The 14,796-nt window shown below is 66.9% G+C and carries 17 protein-coding genes; 10 read left to right on the forward strand and 7 right to left on the reverse strand.

What is annotated here, in order from left to right; genetic code table 11:
- Positions 1-157 precede the first annotated feature (157 nt).
- The 4 genes from ASG84_RS12335 to ASG84_RS12350 all read left to right on the forward strand — a co-directional run bounded on the left by ASG84_RS12335 (position 158) and on the right by ASG84_RS12350 (position 3,214).
- Complete coding sequence (locus ASG84_RS12335; protein WP_156399491.1) at positions 158-724, forward strand: histidine phosphatase family protein; 567 nt, start codon at positions 158-160, stop codon at positions 722-724.
- 87 nt (positions 725-811) lie between these two features.
- On the forward strand, positions 812-1,123 hold the full coding sequence (locus ASG84_RS12340) for a PE family protein (protein ID WP_057477325.1): 312 nt from the start codon (positions 812-814) through the stop codon (positions 1,121-1,123).
- Between the two features lie 82 nt (positions 1,124-1,205).
- Entirely contained in the window at positions 1,206-2,390 is a 1,185-nt protein-coding gene (locus ASG84_RS12345) for a PPE domain-containing protein (RefSeq protein ID WP_057477326.1), read from the forward strand.
- On the forward strand, positions 2,387-3,214 hold the full coding sequence (locus tag ASG84_RS12350; RefSeq protein WP_057477327.1) for an ESX secretion-associated protein EspG: 828 nt from the start codon (positions 2,387-2,389) through the stop codon (positions 3,212-3,214). The genes ASG84_RS12345 and ASG84_RS12350 overlap by 4 nt, the downstream gene beginning before the upstream one ends.
- Here ASG84_RS12350 and ASG84_RS12355 read toward each other — a convergent pair.
- The 3 genes from ASG84_RS12355 to ASG84_RS12365 are packed head-to-tail and all read right to left on the reverse strand — an operon-like array spanning position 3,207 to position 5,533.
- Complete coding sequence (locus ASG84_RS12355; protein ID WP_057477328.1) at positions 3,207-3,872, reverse strand: histidine phosphatase family protein; 666 nt, start codon at positions 3,870-3,872, stop codon at positions 3,207-3,209. The genes ASG84_RS12350 and ASG84_RS12355 overlap by 8 nt on opposite strands.
- Positions 3,869-4,801 (reverse strand): prephenate dehydratase, encoded by a 933-nt coding sequence (gene pheA, locus ASG84_RS12360; RefSeq protein WP_057477329.1) that lies wholly within the window; start codon positions 4,799-4,801, stop codon positions 3,869-3,871. Before pheA ends, ASG84_RS12355 begins: the two co-directional genes overlap by 4 nt.
- Before the next feature lie 24 nt (positions 4,802-4,825).
- Complete coding sequence (locus ASG84_RS12365) at positions 4,826-5,533, reverse strand: hypothetical protein (protein WP_057477330.1); 708 nt, start codon at positions 5,531-5,533, stop codon at positions 4,826-4,828.
- Between the two features lie 116 nt (positions 5,534-5,649).
- Between ASG84_RS12365 and ASG84_RS12370 the strand changes: the two genes are divergently transcribed.
- From ASG84_RS12370 to ASG84_RS12390, 5 genes are all read left to right on the forward strand, one after another.
- A complete protein-coding gene (locus ASG84_RS12370) occupies positions 5,650-6,420 on the forward strand; it encodes a DUF2470 domain-containing protein (protein WP_057477331.1) in 771 nt (256 codons plus the stop codon).
- Positions 6,421-6,454: 34 nt separating this feature from the next.
- Positions 6,455-7,264, forward strand: a complete 810-nt coding sequence (locus tag ASG84_RS12375) for a CPBP family intramembrane glutamic endopeptidase (RefSeq protein WP_057477332.1) — start codon at positions 6,455-6,457, stop codon at positions 7,262-7,264.
- 519 nt (positions 7,265-7,783) lie between these two features.
- Positions 7,784-9,022 (forward strand): LCP family protein, encoded by a 1,239-nt coding sequence (locus ASG84_RS12380; protein WP_235581646.1) that lies wholly within the window; start codon positions 7,784-7,786, stop codon positions 9,020-9,022.
- 98 nt (positions 9,023-9,120) lie between these two features.
- The gene (locus tag ASG84_RS12385) at positions 9,121-9,681 is read left to right on the forward strand and encodes a ferritin (protein WP_057477334.1); all 561 of its coding nucleotides are present in this window, start codon (positions 9,121-9,123) and stop codon (positions 9,679-9,681) included.
- A gap of 112 nt (positions 9,682-9,793) precedes the next feature.
- Positions 9,794-10,348 carry a ferritin gene (locus tag ASG84_RS12390; protein ID WP_057477335.1) on the forward strand — a complete coding sequence of 185 codons (555 nt, stop codon included), beginning with the start codon at positions 9,794-9,796 and terminating at the stop codon, positions 10,346-10,348.
- A 121-nt stretch (positions 10,349-10,469) separates the two neighbouring features.
- On the opposite strand, the gene ASG84_RS12395 is transcribed toward ASG84_RS12390, so the two are convergent.
- Genes ASG84_RS12395 through ASG84_RS12410 form a run of 4 tightly spaced genes read right to left on the reverse strand, consistent with a single transcriptional unit; the run spans position 10,470 to position 13,529 of the window.
- The gene (locus ASG84_RS12395) at positions 10,470-11,381 is read right to left on the reverse strand and encodes a DUF5926 family protein (protein WP_057477336.1); all 912 of its coding nucleotides are present in this window, start codon (positions 11,379-11,381) and stop codon (positions 10,470-10,472) included.
- A gap of 10 nt (positions 11,382-11,391) precedes the next feature.
- The gene (locus ASG84_RS12400) at positions 11,392-12,165 is read right to left on the reverse strand and encodes a glycerophosphodiester phosphodiesterase (protein ID WP_057477337.1); all 774 of its coding nucleotides are present in this window, start codon (positions 12,163-12,165) and stop codon (positions 11,392-11,394) included.
- On the reverse strand, positions 12,162-13,178 hold the full coding sequence (locus ASG84_RS12405; RefSeq protein ID WP_057477338.1) for a DUF4328 domain-containing protein: 1,017 nt from the start codon (positions 13,176-13,178) through the stop codon (positions 12,162-12,164). The genes ASG84_RS12400 and ASG84_RS12405 overlap by 4 nt, the downstream gene beginning before the upstream one ends.
- Entirely contained in the window at positions 13,179-13,529 is a 351-nt protein-coding gene (locus ASG84_RS12410) for a rhodanese-like domain-containing protein (protein ID WP_057477339.1), read from the reverse strand.
- Between the two features lie 277 nt (positions 13,530-13,806).
- Here ASG84_RS12410 and ASG84_RS12415 point away from each other — a divergent pair, with 277 nt between their 5' ends.
- Positions 13,807-14,742, forward strand: coding sequence for an LLM class F420-dependent oxidoreductase (locus ASG84_RS12415; RefSeq protein ID WP_057477429.1), 936 nt, complete (start codon positions 13,807-13,809; stop codon positions 14,740-14,742).
- Positions 14,743-14,796: the final 54 nt, after the last annotated feature.

Below are 14,796 nucleotides of genomic sequence, written 5' to 3' on the forward strand. Positions count from 1 at the left end.
TTCCGGATTTTCACCGGATTACCTGCGTACATCGCGTCTAACCTGCGAACTGTGGCACCGAACACGACGCCGTGTCAATCGCTGTCGGACCGACCCAAGCACGATGCCGAAACAACACCTGCGCCAGAATGACACCAGGCTGCGCCACAATGACACGGTGCCTGCGCCCGTGACCCGACTGATGTTGGTGAGCCACGCCAGAACCGCCGCGATGCGCACCGGCCGATTCCCCGGCGACGAGCCACTCGACGACGCCGGGCTGCGCGACCTCGCCGAAGTGACCGACATTCCCCGAGCCGACCGCGTCCTGTGCGGCCCGGAATCCCGATCGATATCCACTGCGCGGGCTTTCGGCACCGACACCTCGGTCGAACCCGCGTTGGCCGACATCGCCTACGGCCGGTGGTCCGGACTCGAGATGACCGATCTGCCCGACGCCGACGCGATGGCGTGGCTGAACGATGCGGCCTTCGTGCCGCCGGGGGGCGAGTCTCTGGTCGCGTTGTTCTCGCGCGTTCGGACGTGGCTCGACTACGTCGGTTCGACGCCCGGTCGCACGCTGGCGGTGACCTCACCCGCCGTGATTCGGGCGGTGGTGGTGCTGGTGTTGGAGGCTCCGGTTCGGTCGTTCTGGCGGGTCGACGTCTCACCGCTGAGCCGGACGTCCGTCAGCCGTCGCGGCGGCCCGTGGACGATCGGTGCGGTGGCCGAGAAGTCGATCTGACTATTTCTCGGATCGATGGAACCAAACCGAGCACGGTGGCGTCCTACCTACCGACAGTGGAAGTTCTTCGATCAGGGGGCGTGGCTCATGACCGTCATCAAGGTGGATCCGGTGGCACTGCAGCTCGCTGCTTCGGAGCTCGATGCGGTCGCCGCCAGGTTGCAGGCCGCCGTGACCGCGACGGCGATCCCCGTGCGGCCACTACCGCCGGGCACAGACGAGGTCTCTCTGCTCACCGAACGATTCTTCGGCACCGCGGCCGACACCTTCGGACCGGCTGCAGCACAGGGTATTTCAGAGCTACAGCGTTCCGCCGAGGAACTCCGGAAGCAGGCAGCGGACTACGTGGCCACCGACGACGACACAGCAGGCGGCCTTCCCGGCCTACCCGGCATCTGACGCTCGTACCGGACTCGACTGCACCACAAGAAACGACCGCACCACAAGAAACGCAGGGCTCGAACATCATGGGGGCTAGAGGATGACGCTCGGAGTAACAGGTGTGGTGTGGCTACCGCGCACGGCAACGGGAAATTCGACCCGACTGCTCGGGCCGGGTCCGGTGCCGTTGCACGTCGCCGGCGGAGCGTGGGGTTCGGTTGCTGCCGCGTTCACGGAGGCGTCGGCGAGTATCGCCGCTGTCACCGCGGCGTTGACCGCCGGGTGGGAGGGCGAGTCGGCCCTCCTCGCTCAGGCCGCACTCGCACGTTTCGCAACGTGGACCGGCACAACGGCATTGAAAGCAGCCGCGCTGTCGGTCGAGGCCCCCGCCGCCGGGACCACCTACGGCGTGGCCCTGGCAACCATGCCGTCGCTGGTGGAGATCGGCGTCGTGCAGGCCGCCAAGGTCACCGCTGCGTCCACGGGCGGCGCACTGAACGGCAGCTACGAGGCAGCCGAGGTGGCAGACCGGTTGCTCGACATCCGAGCGGCCCTGGTGATGGAGGGCTTCGAGCTGGTCAACTCGCACCGCATCGTCAAGACCACCTTCGATCATCCGCCCGCCATCGTGTCCGATTCCGGCAGCGGCCTCGGAAAATTCGCCAACGCCGTGATGACCTCGCCCGTTCAGGCTGCGATCGGCGGTCTGATGGCGGCAACACAGAATCCCGGAGTCGCCGCAGCCGCCGGCCAGATCGGTAGCGCTGCCACCTCCATCGCCAGTACCGGTGCGTCCACGGTGGCCACCGCCGCGTCCAACATCGGGTCGACGGTCCTGTCCGGCGGATCCGGAATGGGCGGCGGCCACGGATTCGCGCCCGGCGGTTCGGCGTCTCTCGCGGTCGACCCGGCCTCCACCCGTCCGGTCTCCTTGGGCGCCGGAGGTGCCGGCCTGACGGGCTTCGGCGGTGCTGGGATGCCCGGGTCCTCATTGGGTCCGGCCGGTGGCAGTTCGGCCGGTAGTGGTGCGTCACTCTCCGGTGCGGGCCAGGGCGGCGCGTTCGGTGCATCCACCGGGTCCGACGGCGGGCTCGCTCAGCGTGGAACCGGCGGTGCGGGCGCTCCGGCGTCAGGCACGCGCGGGCAGGTCGAGGACGACGAACACGAGACCCCGGACTACCTCAAACAGTTCGAGCACTTCGCCGACGGCCGTACCGTCGCACCGTCCGTCATCGGCGCGGATCCGGCCATTTCTGCACCCGATACCAGCGGAAACGGCCGTTGATCGACTTGGGAACCGTGCCGGTGGGCCACACGCTGCCGAACGCTGTGCTCGGTGTGGACGAGATGGACTTCCTGGTCGACGAGCTGTCCATCGCCGAATTACCCGTTGTCCTCGACGTGTTTCCGCGCTTCGACGACGCCACTGCCCGAGATCGCGCCCTACGTCGTGGCTGCGCCGCACTGGACAACGCCGGCCTGCTCACCGGCGGCCGGGTTCACGAGGATCTGCAGCAGTGGTTGCGGGTACTCGAACAACCACACTGGTACGTCTCGGCGCGCATCTTCGACGCCGACAACGACGAGCCGGCCCCCACCACCCGGATCTGCGTTGCGTCCGACGACCGGATCACGGTCTCCGCGGTGCGGCGCGAGGACGTCGTCACCATCAGGGTCATCCTCGGCGACCCGGCCCGAAACCTCGCCGCGACGATCGGTCCTGCTACGCCCTTCGACCCCGGCATCATCAACGCTCCCACTGCATTGCTGGCCGAGGCCCTCGACGCCGCACCGAGCGATGTCGGAGCAACCGCATCCCGCCTCAGTCGCATCGGAATAGCCGACGACCGGGCCGTGGCCCTTGCCTCGGCCTTGGCCACGTGCGCAGGCAGAACCGAGATCACGGCCGTTGCGCCCAGACACGGCACCCGGCACGTGGCCGGTAGACCCGTCGCCCTGTTCGACACTCGAGCCGGACGCATCGCCGCCACCTCCACCCTGGCCGCCGACGGCACGTCCTGGACCTCGTTGACCGGTGCCACGGACCGCAAGGTGACGGCGGCTCTGACCGAGTTGATCGAGTCGGCGCGAGAATTCCGGCTCAGCTGATCGGGTTGTCGGCCTTCTCGCTGCCCTGGCCCTCGAACGGCGGCAGGAATGTGCCCCACTTTCCGCAGGCCCAACCCCCGTCGGGCAGTGGCAGCAGCTCCACCGTCTGGGTGTTGTCGAGATGGTTGTCGGCCGCGAACGTACCGTCGACGCCTGCCAGTACGGCCGCGACCAATCTGATGGCGGCACCGTGGCTCACGACGACGACATCGCCGGCCGTGTCGTCGCCCAGATACTGCGCGCGCAGGGCGTCGAGCACCGGGACGTAGCGCTCGAGCACCGAGTTCCCGCTGTCTCCGCCCGGCACCGTCGCCGCGAGATCGCCTGTGTGCCAGCGATGGAAGTACTCGGTGAACTCCCGATGCGCATCGGGGTCGTCTCGGCCTTCCATGTCTCCGGCGTAGGTCTCCTGAAGTCCTTCTGTCACGACGAGGGGAACGCCGGTCGAGCGCTCGATGTAGCCGGCAGTTTGCTTGGCGCGCAATGCAATCGAAGACACCAGGACGGCAGGCGGGTGCCCTACCCAGGTCTGCGCGTAACTCTCGGCCTGCTGGTGACCGAGCTCGGTCAACTCCGCTCCGGGCGGGGCGGTGTCCAAAATTTTCGCTACGTTCGCGACTGTCTGGCCGTGCCGCACGAGGATCAACTTGCCCATCACAGATCACCGCGTCCGGCACGAATGTCGCTGAGCCACTGCACATGTTCGTCGATGGGTGGCGGTACCGATCCGCCCACTCCCGTTGCGATGGGCCAGGATCCGAGGAACCGCAGCGGCATCTTGCGGTGGAATGCCGACAGCGCCTCGGCCACAAGCGGATCATCGATGTGCCCTGCGCAATCGATGAAGAATCGATAGGTGCCGAATTGCGAACGCGTAGGTCGTGATTCGATGAACGTCAGGTCGATGTTGCGAATCCCGAACTCGGCCAACGCGGCAGGCAGGGTGCCCGGGTCGTTGGGCGGCTCCAACACGACGGCGGTGCGGTCCGCACCCGTGCGGGGAGCAACCGGCCGAGGTGGTGTCACCAGTACGAAGCGAGTTCGCGCACCCTCGACGTCGATGATTCCGTCGGCCAACGTCGGCAGCGACAGGCGTTCACCGGCCAACCGCGTCGACACCGCCGCATCGGCGATCCCGGCAGCAACATCTTCTGCCGCACCGGCATTCGAGGACGCGGAGTGAATCCCAGCATCGGGCATGGTGGCCTGCAGCCATTGGCGAACCTGGTTCAGCGCTATGGGGTACGCGCTGATGGTGCGGGCCGAGTCGAGCGTAACGCCGGGTCGACCGAGGATCGTGAACGCCACCTCGATCTCGGTCTCGGCGACGATCTGCAACCGGCGCCCTTCGGACAAGGCGTCGAGGGTCGGCGGTACCGCGCCCTCGATGGAACTCTCGATGGGGACGACGGCAGCGTCGGCCACACCCGAGCGAACGGCCTCGAGTGCCGCAGGCGGGCTCGCTGCCGTCACCCGCTCGACGGCACCATCCAGACCGACGGCGGCGATGGTCCCGAGCTTTTCGAACTGCGCCAGCGCCATCTCCGTGAACGTTCCGGACGGGCCGAAATAAGCGATGCGAGGCACGCCCCGAGGTTACGTTGTCGACGTCTACGACGCGATCAAACCGACCTCGACGAGCCGTGCGCGGGCACCGGCGGCATCGGCGATCTCGATACCGAGCAGCACCTCACGCACCGCCTCCGCAGCCTCGGGGATCAAGGCCCGCAGTGCGGCGACGTTCGGCGTGGCCAGGGCGGCGCTGATGTCGTCTCCGCGCAGAGATGCCACGGTCGCCGCGAGGATCGCCAGGACCTCGTCGCCGGTGTCAGCGCGGGCGACCAGCCCGACGTCTGCGTGGGAGACCACGGCGAGCACGTCGGCGATGCGTCGCGGGGTGTCGGCGACGCTGATGCCCGGAGTCCGGTGCGCGAACACGACGGTCTCCGCGGTCTCGGCCACGTCGATGGCGTCGAACACCGGGAAGACGACCACCGGCGAGGGCAACCGCAGCGCGAGTGCATCGGCGAGATGCTCGGCGGGGGCGTCCACGTCGAATCGGACCACTTCGTAGCCGCCGGTCCGACTCGCACGGAGTTCGTCCGGGTCGATATCGAGGTGCACCACGATGCGTCCGAGATCGGCCGTGTCCGTACTCGCAAGCAAGGTCGAAGCTCGGACGACGGCCGGGCCGTACTCATCCCCTCGGGGGGCGGCGTTCAGCTCGCCGGCATCGGAGCAGATCGGCAGCAGTAACCCGTGCACGAGTGCGTTCGGGTCGGGTCGGTGTGGCACACCGAGGGTCAACGGAATCGGCACGCCTTCACCGTAGCCCCGAGTTGCTCTTGCGATCCCCGCCACACCGGTATAACTTAGGGGCGCATTACTTAGGCATGCCTCACCTATTTGGCAGCTCGATCGCATCGGAGGAGCCCATGCTCGGCGCAACCACCACCACCGGACCGTCCACTGCCGAACGCGTGCGTAGTGCCTGCATGCGCTCCGAGGGTGCCGCCCTGGCCATCGACGGCAGCGACCCGCTCATCACATCCCTGCACCACCTGCGACCCAACGGCGAGATGATCCTGGCCGTCCGCACCGACTCTCTCGACGGTGCGAACACCTGGCAATCCTCGCGGTCCAGCATTCCCGCCGTCCTCGAACTCACCGATCACGCACCTCTCGCACTGCGCGAACCGGTGCGATCGCTGGTGTGGCTGCGGGGCGATCTACGTCCGGTACCGGAATCGCTGATGCGTCCCATGGCCGGAGCCGTGGCCGCAGAACACCCGCACCCGGCGCTGCTCGACGTCGGCCACACCACCTCGCTGATGCGGTTGATCGTCGGCTCTGCAGTGGTCGCAGACAGTACCGGCGCGGAACCCGTCGACGTCGAATCCCTGCTGGCGGCCGAACCCGATCCTTTCTGGGAGATGGAGACCAGCTGGCTCGAGCACCTCGATTCCGACCATCCCGACCTGCTCGCCCAGCTGTCTCGACGCCTCCCGCCATCACTGCGTCAGGGTCGAATCCGTCCGCTCGGGATCGATCGCTACGGAATTCGGCTGCGCATCGAGAGCGACTGCGGTGACAACGACGTCCGCCTGGGATTCGCCGAGCCCGTCGACGACGTCCTCTCGCTCAGTCGCGCCCTGCGCGTACTCGCCGGTTGCCCGTTCCTCAACGGCCTGCGCGCCCGCGGCTGACGCCCCAGCGCACAAAAAAGGGCAGACTCGTGCGGTGATCGACTTCAAGAGCTGGTTGACGCCACCGCCGCCGGAGCGCACCGCTCCCCTGCCCGACGCTCGCGAGCGCACGACCATCAAGGTCGAGATCGCAATCGTGTTGCTGGTGACGTTCGGCCTCAGCGGAATGAGCAGCATCCTCTCGCTCGTCGAGGACGCCCTGCAGACCGCCGCCCTGTCCGATCAGACCGTGGCACTGAACTCGTCACGGTCGAGCTTCAGCCTGATCGATCTGTTGTTCCAACTGCTCAGCATTCTGCGGTTGTGCGCATGGGGTGGGCTGGGTCTGTACCTGCTGTGGCGAGCCGACCTGGCACCGCGGGCGATCGGACTGGCCAGACCGCGCCTGAAGATCGACCTCGGGCACGGCGTCGGACTGGCGGCATTGATCGGGCTGCCCGGCCTGGCGCTGTATCTCGTCGGCAATGCTCTCGGCTTCAATCTGAACGTCGTGCCGAGCGCCCTCGACGACCACTGGTGGCGCGTGCCGGCCCTGATCCTGTACGCGCTGGCCAACTCCGGTGCCGAAGAGATCATCGTCGTGGCGTACCTGATCTCCCGGCTGCGCAGACTCGGGCTCGGTGAGAACGCATCGCTGCTGTGTTCGTCGCTGCTGCGCGGGAGCTACCACCTCTATCAGGGGGTGGGCGGAGGCGTCGGAAACTTCCTGATGGGCCTGGTCTTCGGCCGCTACTGGCAGCGCACCGGAAGGCTCTGGCCGCTGCTGATCGCGCATGCTCTGATCGATATCGTCGCCTTCGTCGGCTACGCACTCCTGCGCGAACATCTGTCGTGGCTCCCCTGAATCCAGACGCGATCCACGTCCGAGGAACCATGGTGTTCCCGCGCCGACGGCTACAGTCGATTCGTGAACGACGACGATCGCTACGGACGGCACGGCGCGCCGGACCGGCGCACGCCGCCTCCCGGTCGCACCCCGGCCGGCCCACCTCCCCCGAGTCGTCATGGCCGGCCCGATCCAGCAGCCCGGCCCGGCCCCGCAGGTCAACCCCGCCCCGCAGGTCAACCCGGCCCCGCCCCCCAGCCCGGTCGCGCCGGAGGGCAGCCGCCGCAGCAGCCACCCGGCCAGCGACCACCCAGACAACAGACACCCACCCAGCAACCACCCGCCCAGCGGCCCTATCGACAGCCGTCCGGACAGCAGCCGCCCCCTCCTCGGGGGTATCGCCCGGGCCAGCCGCCACCCGAACGCGACCCACGCCGGTACAACCCCGAACCGCCGCGACGTGCGGAGCCACGGGGTGAGCGTCCGGAACGTGGCCGATCGGTCCCTCCTGGACCGGTTCCGGAAGGCACCGAGTTCATTCGGCGTGACGGTCGACCGATCCCCGGACCGGCACCCTCGGCCGCAGCGCAGCAGGCATGGTCCCAAGCACCGGAGTCCGGCCCGCGCGATTCGACGCGTGAGTACTCACGAACTGCGGACGAGCAGCAGGGCCGCACCGGGTATGCCCCGCGCCAGCAACCGGAGCCGTACACCGAGGAGCGCAGACAACCTGCAGCGCCGGCACAGCGCCGGCCGGAACCCGCCAGGCCACAACCGGCTCGACCACAACGAGATTCGCGTCCACCCAAGGTCGCGAAGCCGCGTAAGCGCAGACGCTGGGGTCGCCGCTTCCTGATCGTGTTGCTCGTTCTCGTGCTGGGAATCGGCGGCGTCGTCTACTACGTGGACAGTTCGTTGACGCGGGTCGACGCACTTACCTCGTACCCCGGTCGCGTCGGAGACACTCCCGGCACCAATTGGCTTCTCGTCGGTTCGGATTCACGGGCAGGCCTGACGCCGGAGCAGGAGGCCACGCTGGCCACCGGCGGCGAGGTGGGCCCGAGTCGCACCGACACGATCATTCTGATCCACATCCCCGAGGGCGGCGGCGCGACCACGATGGTCAGCCTGCCTCGAGATTCCTACGTGTCGATTCCGGGCAACGGCGAGGACAAGCTCAACGCGTCCTTCGCATTCGGTGGACCGTCACTGTTGGTGCAGACGGTCGAGGGTGCAACCGGGGTTCACATCGACCACTACGCCGAGATCGGCTTCGGCGGCTTCGCCGGGATCGTCGACGCTGTCGGCGGGGTGAACGTGTGCGTACAGAACGCGATCGACGATCCGTTGGCGGGCATCAACATTCCCGCCGGCTGCCAGGACCTCACCGGGTCCGAGGCTCTCGGTTTCGTGCGATCCCGCGCGACCGCGTTGGCCGATCTGGACAGGATGAACAACCAGCGGGCATTCATGTCCGCACTGCTCGAAAAGGCCACCAGCGCATCGACTTTCCTCAACCCACTGAAGCTGTGGCCGCTGGTGTCCGATACAGCGTCGTCGTTGAGCGTGGACGAGGGAGACCACATCTGGAACCTGGCCGGTCTGGCCTGGGCAATGCGCGGAGGCCCGGTGACCACGACGGTGCCGGTCGGCGGATTCCAGGACTCCGACGTCGGAAATGTGCTGCTGTGGGACGACACCCGCGCACCGGCATTCTTCGACGCCATCGCCCAGGATCGCGAGATCCCGCCGGATCTGCTGACCGGAGGCCCCTGAGCCGCCGAATCGGTCGTTCCTGCAGGCTCCACTTCCACCCGCGAGCGGTAGGCGGGAGAGGAGCCTGCGGAACGACCCTGGGTTGTAGGTTGAGGACCATGACACCGTCGTCTGTCCAGCCCGCCGTGATGCCCGCCGCGTCGTTCCACGATCTGCTCCGCGCTCAGGTGCAGCACGAGTTCACCGCATCGCAGCAGTACGTCGCAATCGCGGTGTGGTTCGACCGAAACGATCTGCCGCAGCTCGCCACACGCTTCTACAACCAGTCCGCCGAAGAGCGTCGGCACGCCATGATGATGATCCGGTTCCTCATCGACAATCGACTCGATGTCGACGCGTCGAGCATCGGCGACGTGGTGACGGCGTTCGAGTCGGTGGTCGAACCGGTGGAACTGGCACTGGCACAGGAGACGGCGGTGACCGAGCAGATCACCGCGCTCGCACGCGCTGCCCGGGCCGAGGGCGACTACATCGGTGAGCAGTTTACCCACTGGTTCCTCACCGAGCAGGTCGAGGAAGTGGCGGCGATGCAGAGTTTGCTCAACATCGTCCGGCGGGCCGAATCCAACCTGTTCGACATCGAGCAGTACGTCGCACGAGAGATCGGTGGATCGGTGATCCGCGCCACCAATGCCCCGAAGGAAGCCGGTAGCGCGTAGCGTGCGCCCTGCTCAGAGCGGACATTTAGGATCCACTGTATTAGGCTACGTTCGCCTCATTAAGGTTCGACTTGGATGACAGGGCCCTCTGACCAGGCATATTGTCCTGGTCATGAGCGTCGATATCAAAGAAACCAGCCACACCAAGTTCCACGCACTTCTTCGCGACCAGATTCGCAACGAGTTCAACGCCTCGCAGCAGTACATCGCCACCGCTGTCTACTTCGCGAATGTCGATCTGCCGCAGCTGGCCCAGCACTTCTACGCGCAGTCGGTCGAAGAGCGCAACCATGCGATGATGATCGTGCAGTACTTCCTCGATCGCGACATCACGGTCGAGCTGACCGGCGTCGACGCGTCGAAGTCCGTCTTCACCGATCCTCGCGAGGCCATCGCACTGGCGCTGGCGCAAGAAGAGACCGTTACCGAGCAGATCATCGCGCTGGCCAGCACCGCGCGCGAAGAGGGCGACTACCTCGGCGAGCAGTTCATGCAGTGGTTCCTCAAGGAGCAGGTCGAGGAAGTTGCGAGCATGAAGACTCTGCTCAACATCGCAGATCGCGCGGGACACAACCTGTTCGACCTCGAGCAGTTCGTTGCCCGCGAGATGAACACCAGCGTGGTCGCCGACGCGGGCGCGCCCACCGTTGCCGGCGGATCGCTGTAGATCTCGCCGCAAGTAGCGCGCTCATACGGGTGGCCGCCCGAACAAGGAATCTTGTTCGGGCGGCCACCCGTTGTGCGTTTCCATGCACTTCTTCTCGGCCGCGTATCCCGGCCGGAAACCGTCAGCGCAGTGTGACCTGACGACCGCGCAAACCGTCACGTGAGCGCAGCTGCGCTGCCGTGAGCGGAGCGTCCACGGCGAGAGCTTCGTTCAGCTTCTCTCCGAATTCCTTTGTGGGCGCGGCCCATTCGGTGGGGTGCATCTCGGGATCGAGATCGAACACCGGCACCAGCAATCCGTGCGTACGGAACGAGCCGGCGTAGCGCGATCCCTCGCCCAGGTGCAGATCGCCCGCAGCATGCAGCCGGGCGAGAGCGAGCATCACATCGTCTTCGCTCTCGGGTCGAACCCAGCGGATGTGCGCCTTGTCGCCCGCATCCACCCACCAGGCCGCGACGACGCCGTCCGCTTCGATCCGAGCCGACGGCATGATCGCCTGGTTCGCACGCTCGACGGTGGCAGTCACATCGGCTGCAGGAGTGGCACTTTCGGGAATCCACCAGTTGAAGTCCTGATGGACGGTGATCTCGAGCAGCGCGGAGGCGTCGAGCACATCGGTCAAGGCGGGCGTGTTCTCGTCCACCTTCGAGGCTTCCAGGGACTCGCCGGCCGGTGCAGTCGAGACCCAGCCCAGAGCGCTACTGATATCTGCGGCAACGTCTTTCGACTGCGTCTGTACCTGCAGGCCGACAAATCCCTCGACGCTATCCGCTTCTTCGCGCACCAGCGCTGCGACGGCTCCGGGCAGCACGGTCGCCAGCGTGATGGTGCGTCCGTCCACGCTGATCGGCGCGGTGGCCGTCGCCGACGGGACGAACTCACGCAGCGCTACCAGATCGCATTCGGCGGCGAGTCCCTCGAACGGGCGGGTCGACGCCGAGTCGATGCTCGCGCGTTCGGCCTCACGCTGGGCCAGCTTCGCCGCTCGGTTGCTGTCCTGCTTCGGTCCACTGTTTCTTTTGCTCTTACCCACGCCCGAAAACCTACACGTTCTTCGATTCGAGCCAGGCTCGCGTTCGGCCGGGGTGATTGGTGGCGATCCACCCGACACCGAGTTCGCGGCACAGGTCCACGTCCTCTTTCTCGTCGACGGTCCACACGTAACTCGCCCGGCCCGACGCGGCGGCGCGGTCGATGATGCTCGGGTGTTCGCGCAGCGCACGGATGGACGGACCGACCGCAGTGGCACCGACGGTCGTCGCCGCTCCCCCGCCGAGGTAGTGCGAGCTGTCACCGAGGAGCACCGTCGGGAGCATCGGGGCAGAGCGCCTCACGCGCCAGACCGCCGAGGGCGCGAACGACATGATGACCGCTCGTGAGTGGTCCGCCGATGCGGGCGAACCGATCCCGAACGTGTGCAGCTCCTCGAGCACCGCGCTCTCGATCAGCGAGCCGTAGCGCACGGGATGCTTGGTTTCGATGAACAGCTTGACCGGCTTGCTGGTCCAGTCCAGCACCAGAGCAATGAGATCGTGCAGTGTCAGGAGCTCCGCGGGCTCGTCGGGGTCGCCATAATCGAGCTTGGCGAGGTCCTCGAAGTTCATCTCGCTGACGATTCCGGTGCCGTTCGAGGTTCGGTCGACACGGCGGTCGTGCACGCACACGATTCGACCGTCCTTGGTCAGTCGTACATCGCACTCGACGCCGTCGGCTCCCTCGCGCAGTGCCAGGTCGTAGGCCGCGAGGGTGTGTTCCTTCTTCGCCGCCGAAGCACCGCGATGGGCGACGACGAGCGGGCCGCGGCGATCGGGACTCACGACGCCGTCACCGCCTCGGGCTCGGGTTCGGGGGCCCTGTTGCTGGTGGCTTTGGTGCCGGTCGCCACGACCCAGCGGGTAGGACGCGACAGGGCCGATCCGCGCAGCGTGCGGCCCTCGAATCGGCGCATCACCGCCAGGGTGAGCACGGCCGAGCCCGCAGCTACTGCGGCGACGAACGCCGACAGGAGAACTCCATCGGCCCGGGCTTGCAGGCTGTTCTGCAGATTCCACAGCAGCTGGACGACCACCAGTGCATTACTCGCGGCCCAGACACCCCACCAGATGCGAACCAGAAACAGCTCGCGGTGCACGTCGGCCTCGGTGTCGCCGCGCAATCGGGCCAGCTCGGTGAGATATACCCCCGGCATGACGATGCGCACGACCGGCAGCATCGACAACAGCAACATCCACCGCAGCGACCGTGGCTCGGTCGCGCCAGCGGCAGCGAAGGCGAGCCGACGCTGCCGGATCAACCAGCACGACGAGCCGACGAGAGCGAACAGACCGACGACGAGCGAGCCCACCTGAGCGAAATACACCAACGCGTCGGATACGGCCAGGGTGATCGGCGAGACCAGGCGGGTGCGGTTGTACAGCAGAATCCCGTAGCGGAACGCCTCGGCGAACGCTCCGAGAGTCAGCAGCAGCGCGGTGACCAGGACGAGCAACTGAGCGTTGGCGGCGTACTGCTCGACGCGTCCCACCGGCCGATCCGCCGCCGGATCGCGCGGGATGTCACGCAGGCCCCACGCGGGCGTCGATTCGTAGCGCGGCGTCGGCGTCGGGCCTGCGGTTCGAGTGGTGCGAGCGGATGTCGAGCGCGAGGTCGCGGGGCGGGCGACCCAGCGGAAGTTTCGTCGACCCTGAGCTGGCGCTTGGGCCGAGACCGGTGAGAGCAGGACGCCATGGCAGCGGGGGCACCAGGTGCCCGGTCGTGCACCGACCGCCCATCGAGTGCTGCAGCGGGCGCAGACCTGGAACGCCTGTGCGCGTCCCCGCGGAGCCGTCATCTAGATGATTCTCGGTTCGTGGGAGTCGTCGTCGCGCTCGATCGGTCGGCCCGCGTCCTGCCAGGCAAGCATCCCACCGTCGACGTTGATCGCATCGAAACCCACTCGGTTCAGATATTCGACGACACGAGCCGATCGGCCACCGGCTTTGCAGACGACGAAGACCTCGGATTGATTGTCGATCTCGCCGGAGCGGGACGGGATGTCACCCATCGGGATGTGGACGGCATCGGGCGCGTGGCCGGCCTGCCACTCCTCGGGTTCACGAACGTCGAGCAGAACTGCCGTCTCGGGAAACGGCACCGGGAGTCGGGCGACGGTGACGGCGGGCGGCTGCTCGGGATGAGACACACCTCGATCTTGTCACGGCTTCGCGCGGGGCTGCCACCCGTGTCCCGACCACCCGCGTGACGCATCACTATGACCTACGTCACTCAGGCCACAGAAGTTATCCACAGTATCCACAGGTTGATGCACAGAATCGGGGCCGGTGCCGGTTTCTATCCACAGGTCAGGGCATCGAGTCGGTCTTGCGGTGTATCGAATACCAACCCGGGCTGTGGATCGATAGTGATTTGACACAGCAACCGTCTGCGGTCGTGTGGCGTCGCTGTTTAGGCTGGCGAACATGACTTCCGTAGAACTGCGCGTCTTCACCGAACCGCAACAAGGTGCCACATACGACGACCTCCTCCGCGTTGCCAAGGCAGCCGAGGAATTCGGTTACGGCGCGTTCTTTCGATCCGACCACTACCTCGCAATGAGCGGCGACGGCGGTCCCGGACCCACCGACGCGTGGATCACGCTGGCCGGTCTGGCTCGCGAGACGTCGACCATTCGGCTCGGCACACTCGTCACCTCCGCCACCTTCCGCTACCCCGGGCCGCTCGCCATCAGCGTCGCCCAGGTCGACGCCATGAGCGGCGGCCGCGTCGACCTCGGCCTCGGTGCCGGCTGGTTCGAGGACGAGCACAAGGCCTACGGCATTCCGTTCCCGCCGCTCGGTGAGCGGTTCGACCGGCTCGAAGAGCAACTCGCCGTCATCACCGGACTCTGGGACACCCCCGTCGGCGACTCGTTCTCGTACGACGGCACGCACTACCCCGTCACGAACTCCCCCGCGCTCCCGAAGCCGGTGCAGACCCCGCACCCACCCATCGTCATCGGCGGCGGCGGAAAGAAGCGCACCCCCGCGCTCGCCGCAAAATACGCCGACGAGTTCAACATCCCCTTCGCGTCCTTGGCCGACACCGAGACCCAGTTCGGTCGCGTCCGCGCTGCCTGCACTGCCGCCGACCGCGATCCGGACTCCCTCGTCTACTCCAACGCCCTCGTCCTGTGCTGCGGCCGCACCGAAGAAGACATCGCTCGACGCGCCGCCGCCATCGGCCGTGAAGTGTCGGAGCTGCGCGAGAACGGTGCAGCAGGCAGCCCCGCCGAACTGGTCGACAAGATCGGCAGCTTCGGAGCCGTCGGGGCCACCCGGGTGTACCTGCAGACCATGGATCTCACCGATCTCGATCACCTCGAACTCGTCGCCTCCGAGGTTCTCCCGCAGCTCTGAGTGCCCACCGACTCCCGCCCGCCCGAGTCCACTCGATGTGCCATTGACCCCCGA

The sequence above is a fragment of the Rhodococcus sp. Leaf278 genome (genome assembly GCF_001426085.1).
Lineage (GTDB): Bacteria > Actinomycetota > Actinomycetes > Mycobacteriales > Mycobacteriaceae > Rhodococcoides.

Excerpts from the sequence above, each read along its gene's own strand:
- ASG84_RS12340 (WP_057477325.1), top strand. The coding sequence starts at position 812 with ATGACCGTCATCAAGGTGGATCCGGTGGCACTGCAGCTCGCTGCTTCG.
- ASG84_RS12345 (WP_057477326.1), top strand. The coding sequence starts at position 1,206 with ATGACGCTCGGAGTAACAGGTGTGGTGTGGCTACCGCGCACGGCAACG.
- ASG84_RS12370 (WP_057477331.1), top strand. The coding sequence starts at position 5,650 with ATGCTCGGCGCAACCACCACCACCGGACCGTCCACTGCCGAACGCGTG.
- ASG84_RS12385 (WP_057477334.1), top strand. The coding sequence starts at position 9,121 with ATGACACCGTCGTCTGTCCAGCCCGCCGTGATGCCCGCCGCGTCGTTC.
- ASG84_RS12390 (WP_057477335.1), top strand. The coding sequence starts at position 9,794 with ATGAGCGTCGATATCAAAGAAACCAGCCACACCAAGTTCCACGCACTT.
- ASG84_RS12405 (WP_057477338.1), bottom strand. The coding sequence starts at position 13,178 with ATGACGGCTCCGCGGGGACGCGCACAGGCGTTCCAGGTCTGCGCCCGC.
- ASG84_RS12415 (WP_057477429.1), top strand. The coding sequence starts at position 13,807 with ATGACTTCCGTAGAACTGCGCGTCTTCACCGAACCGCAACAAGGTGCC.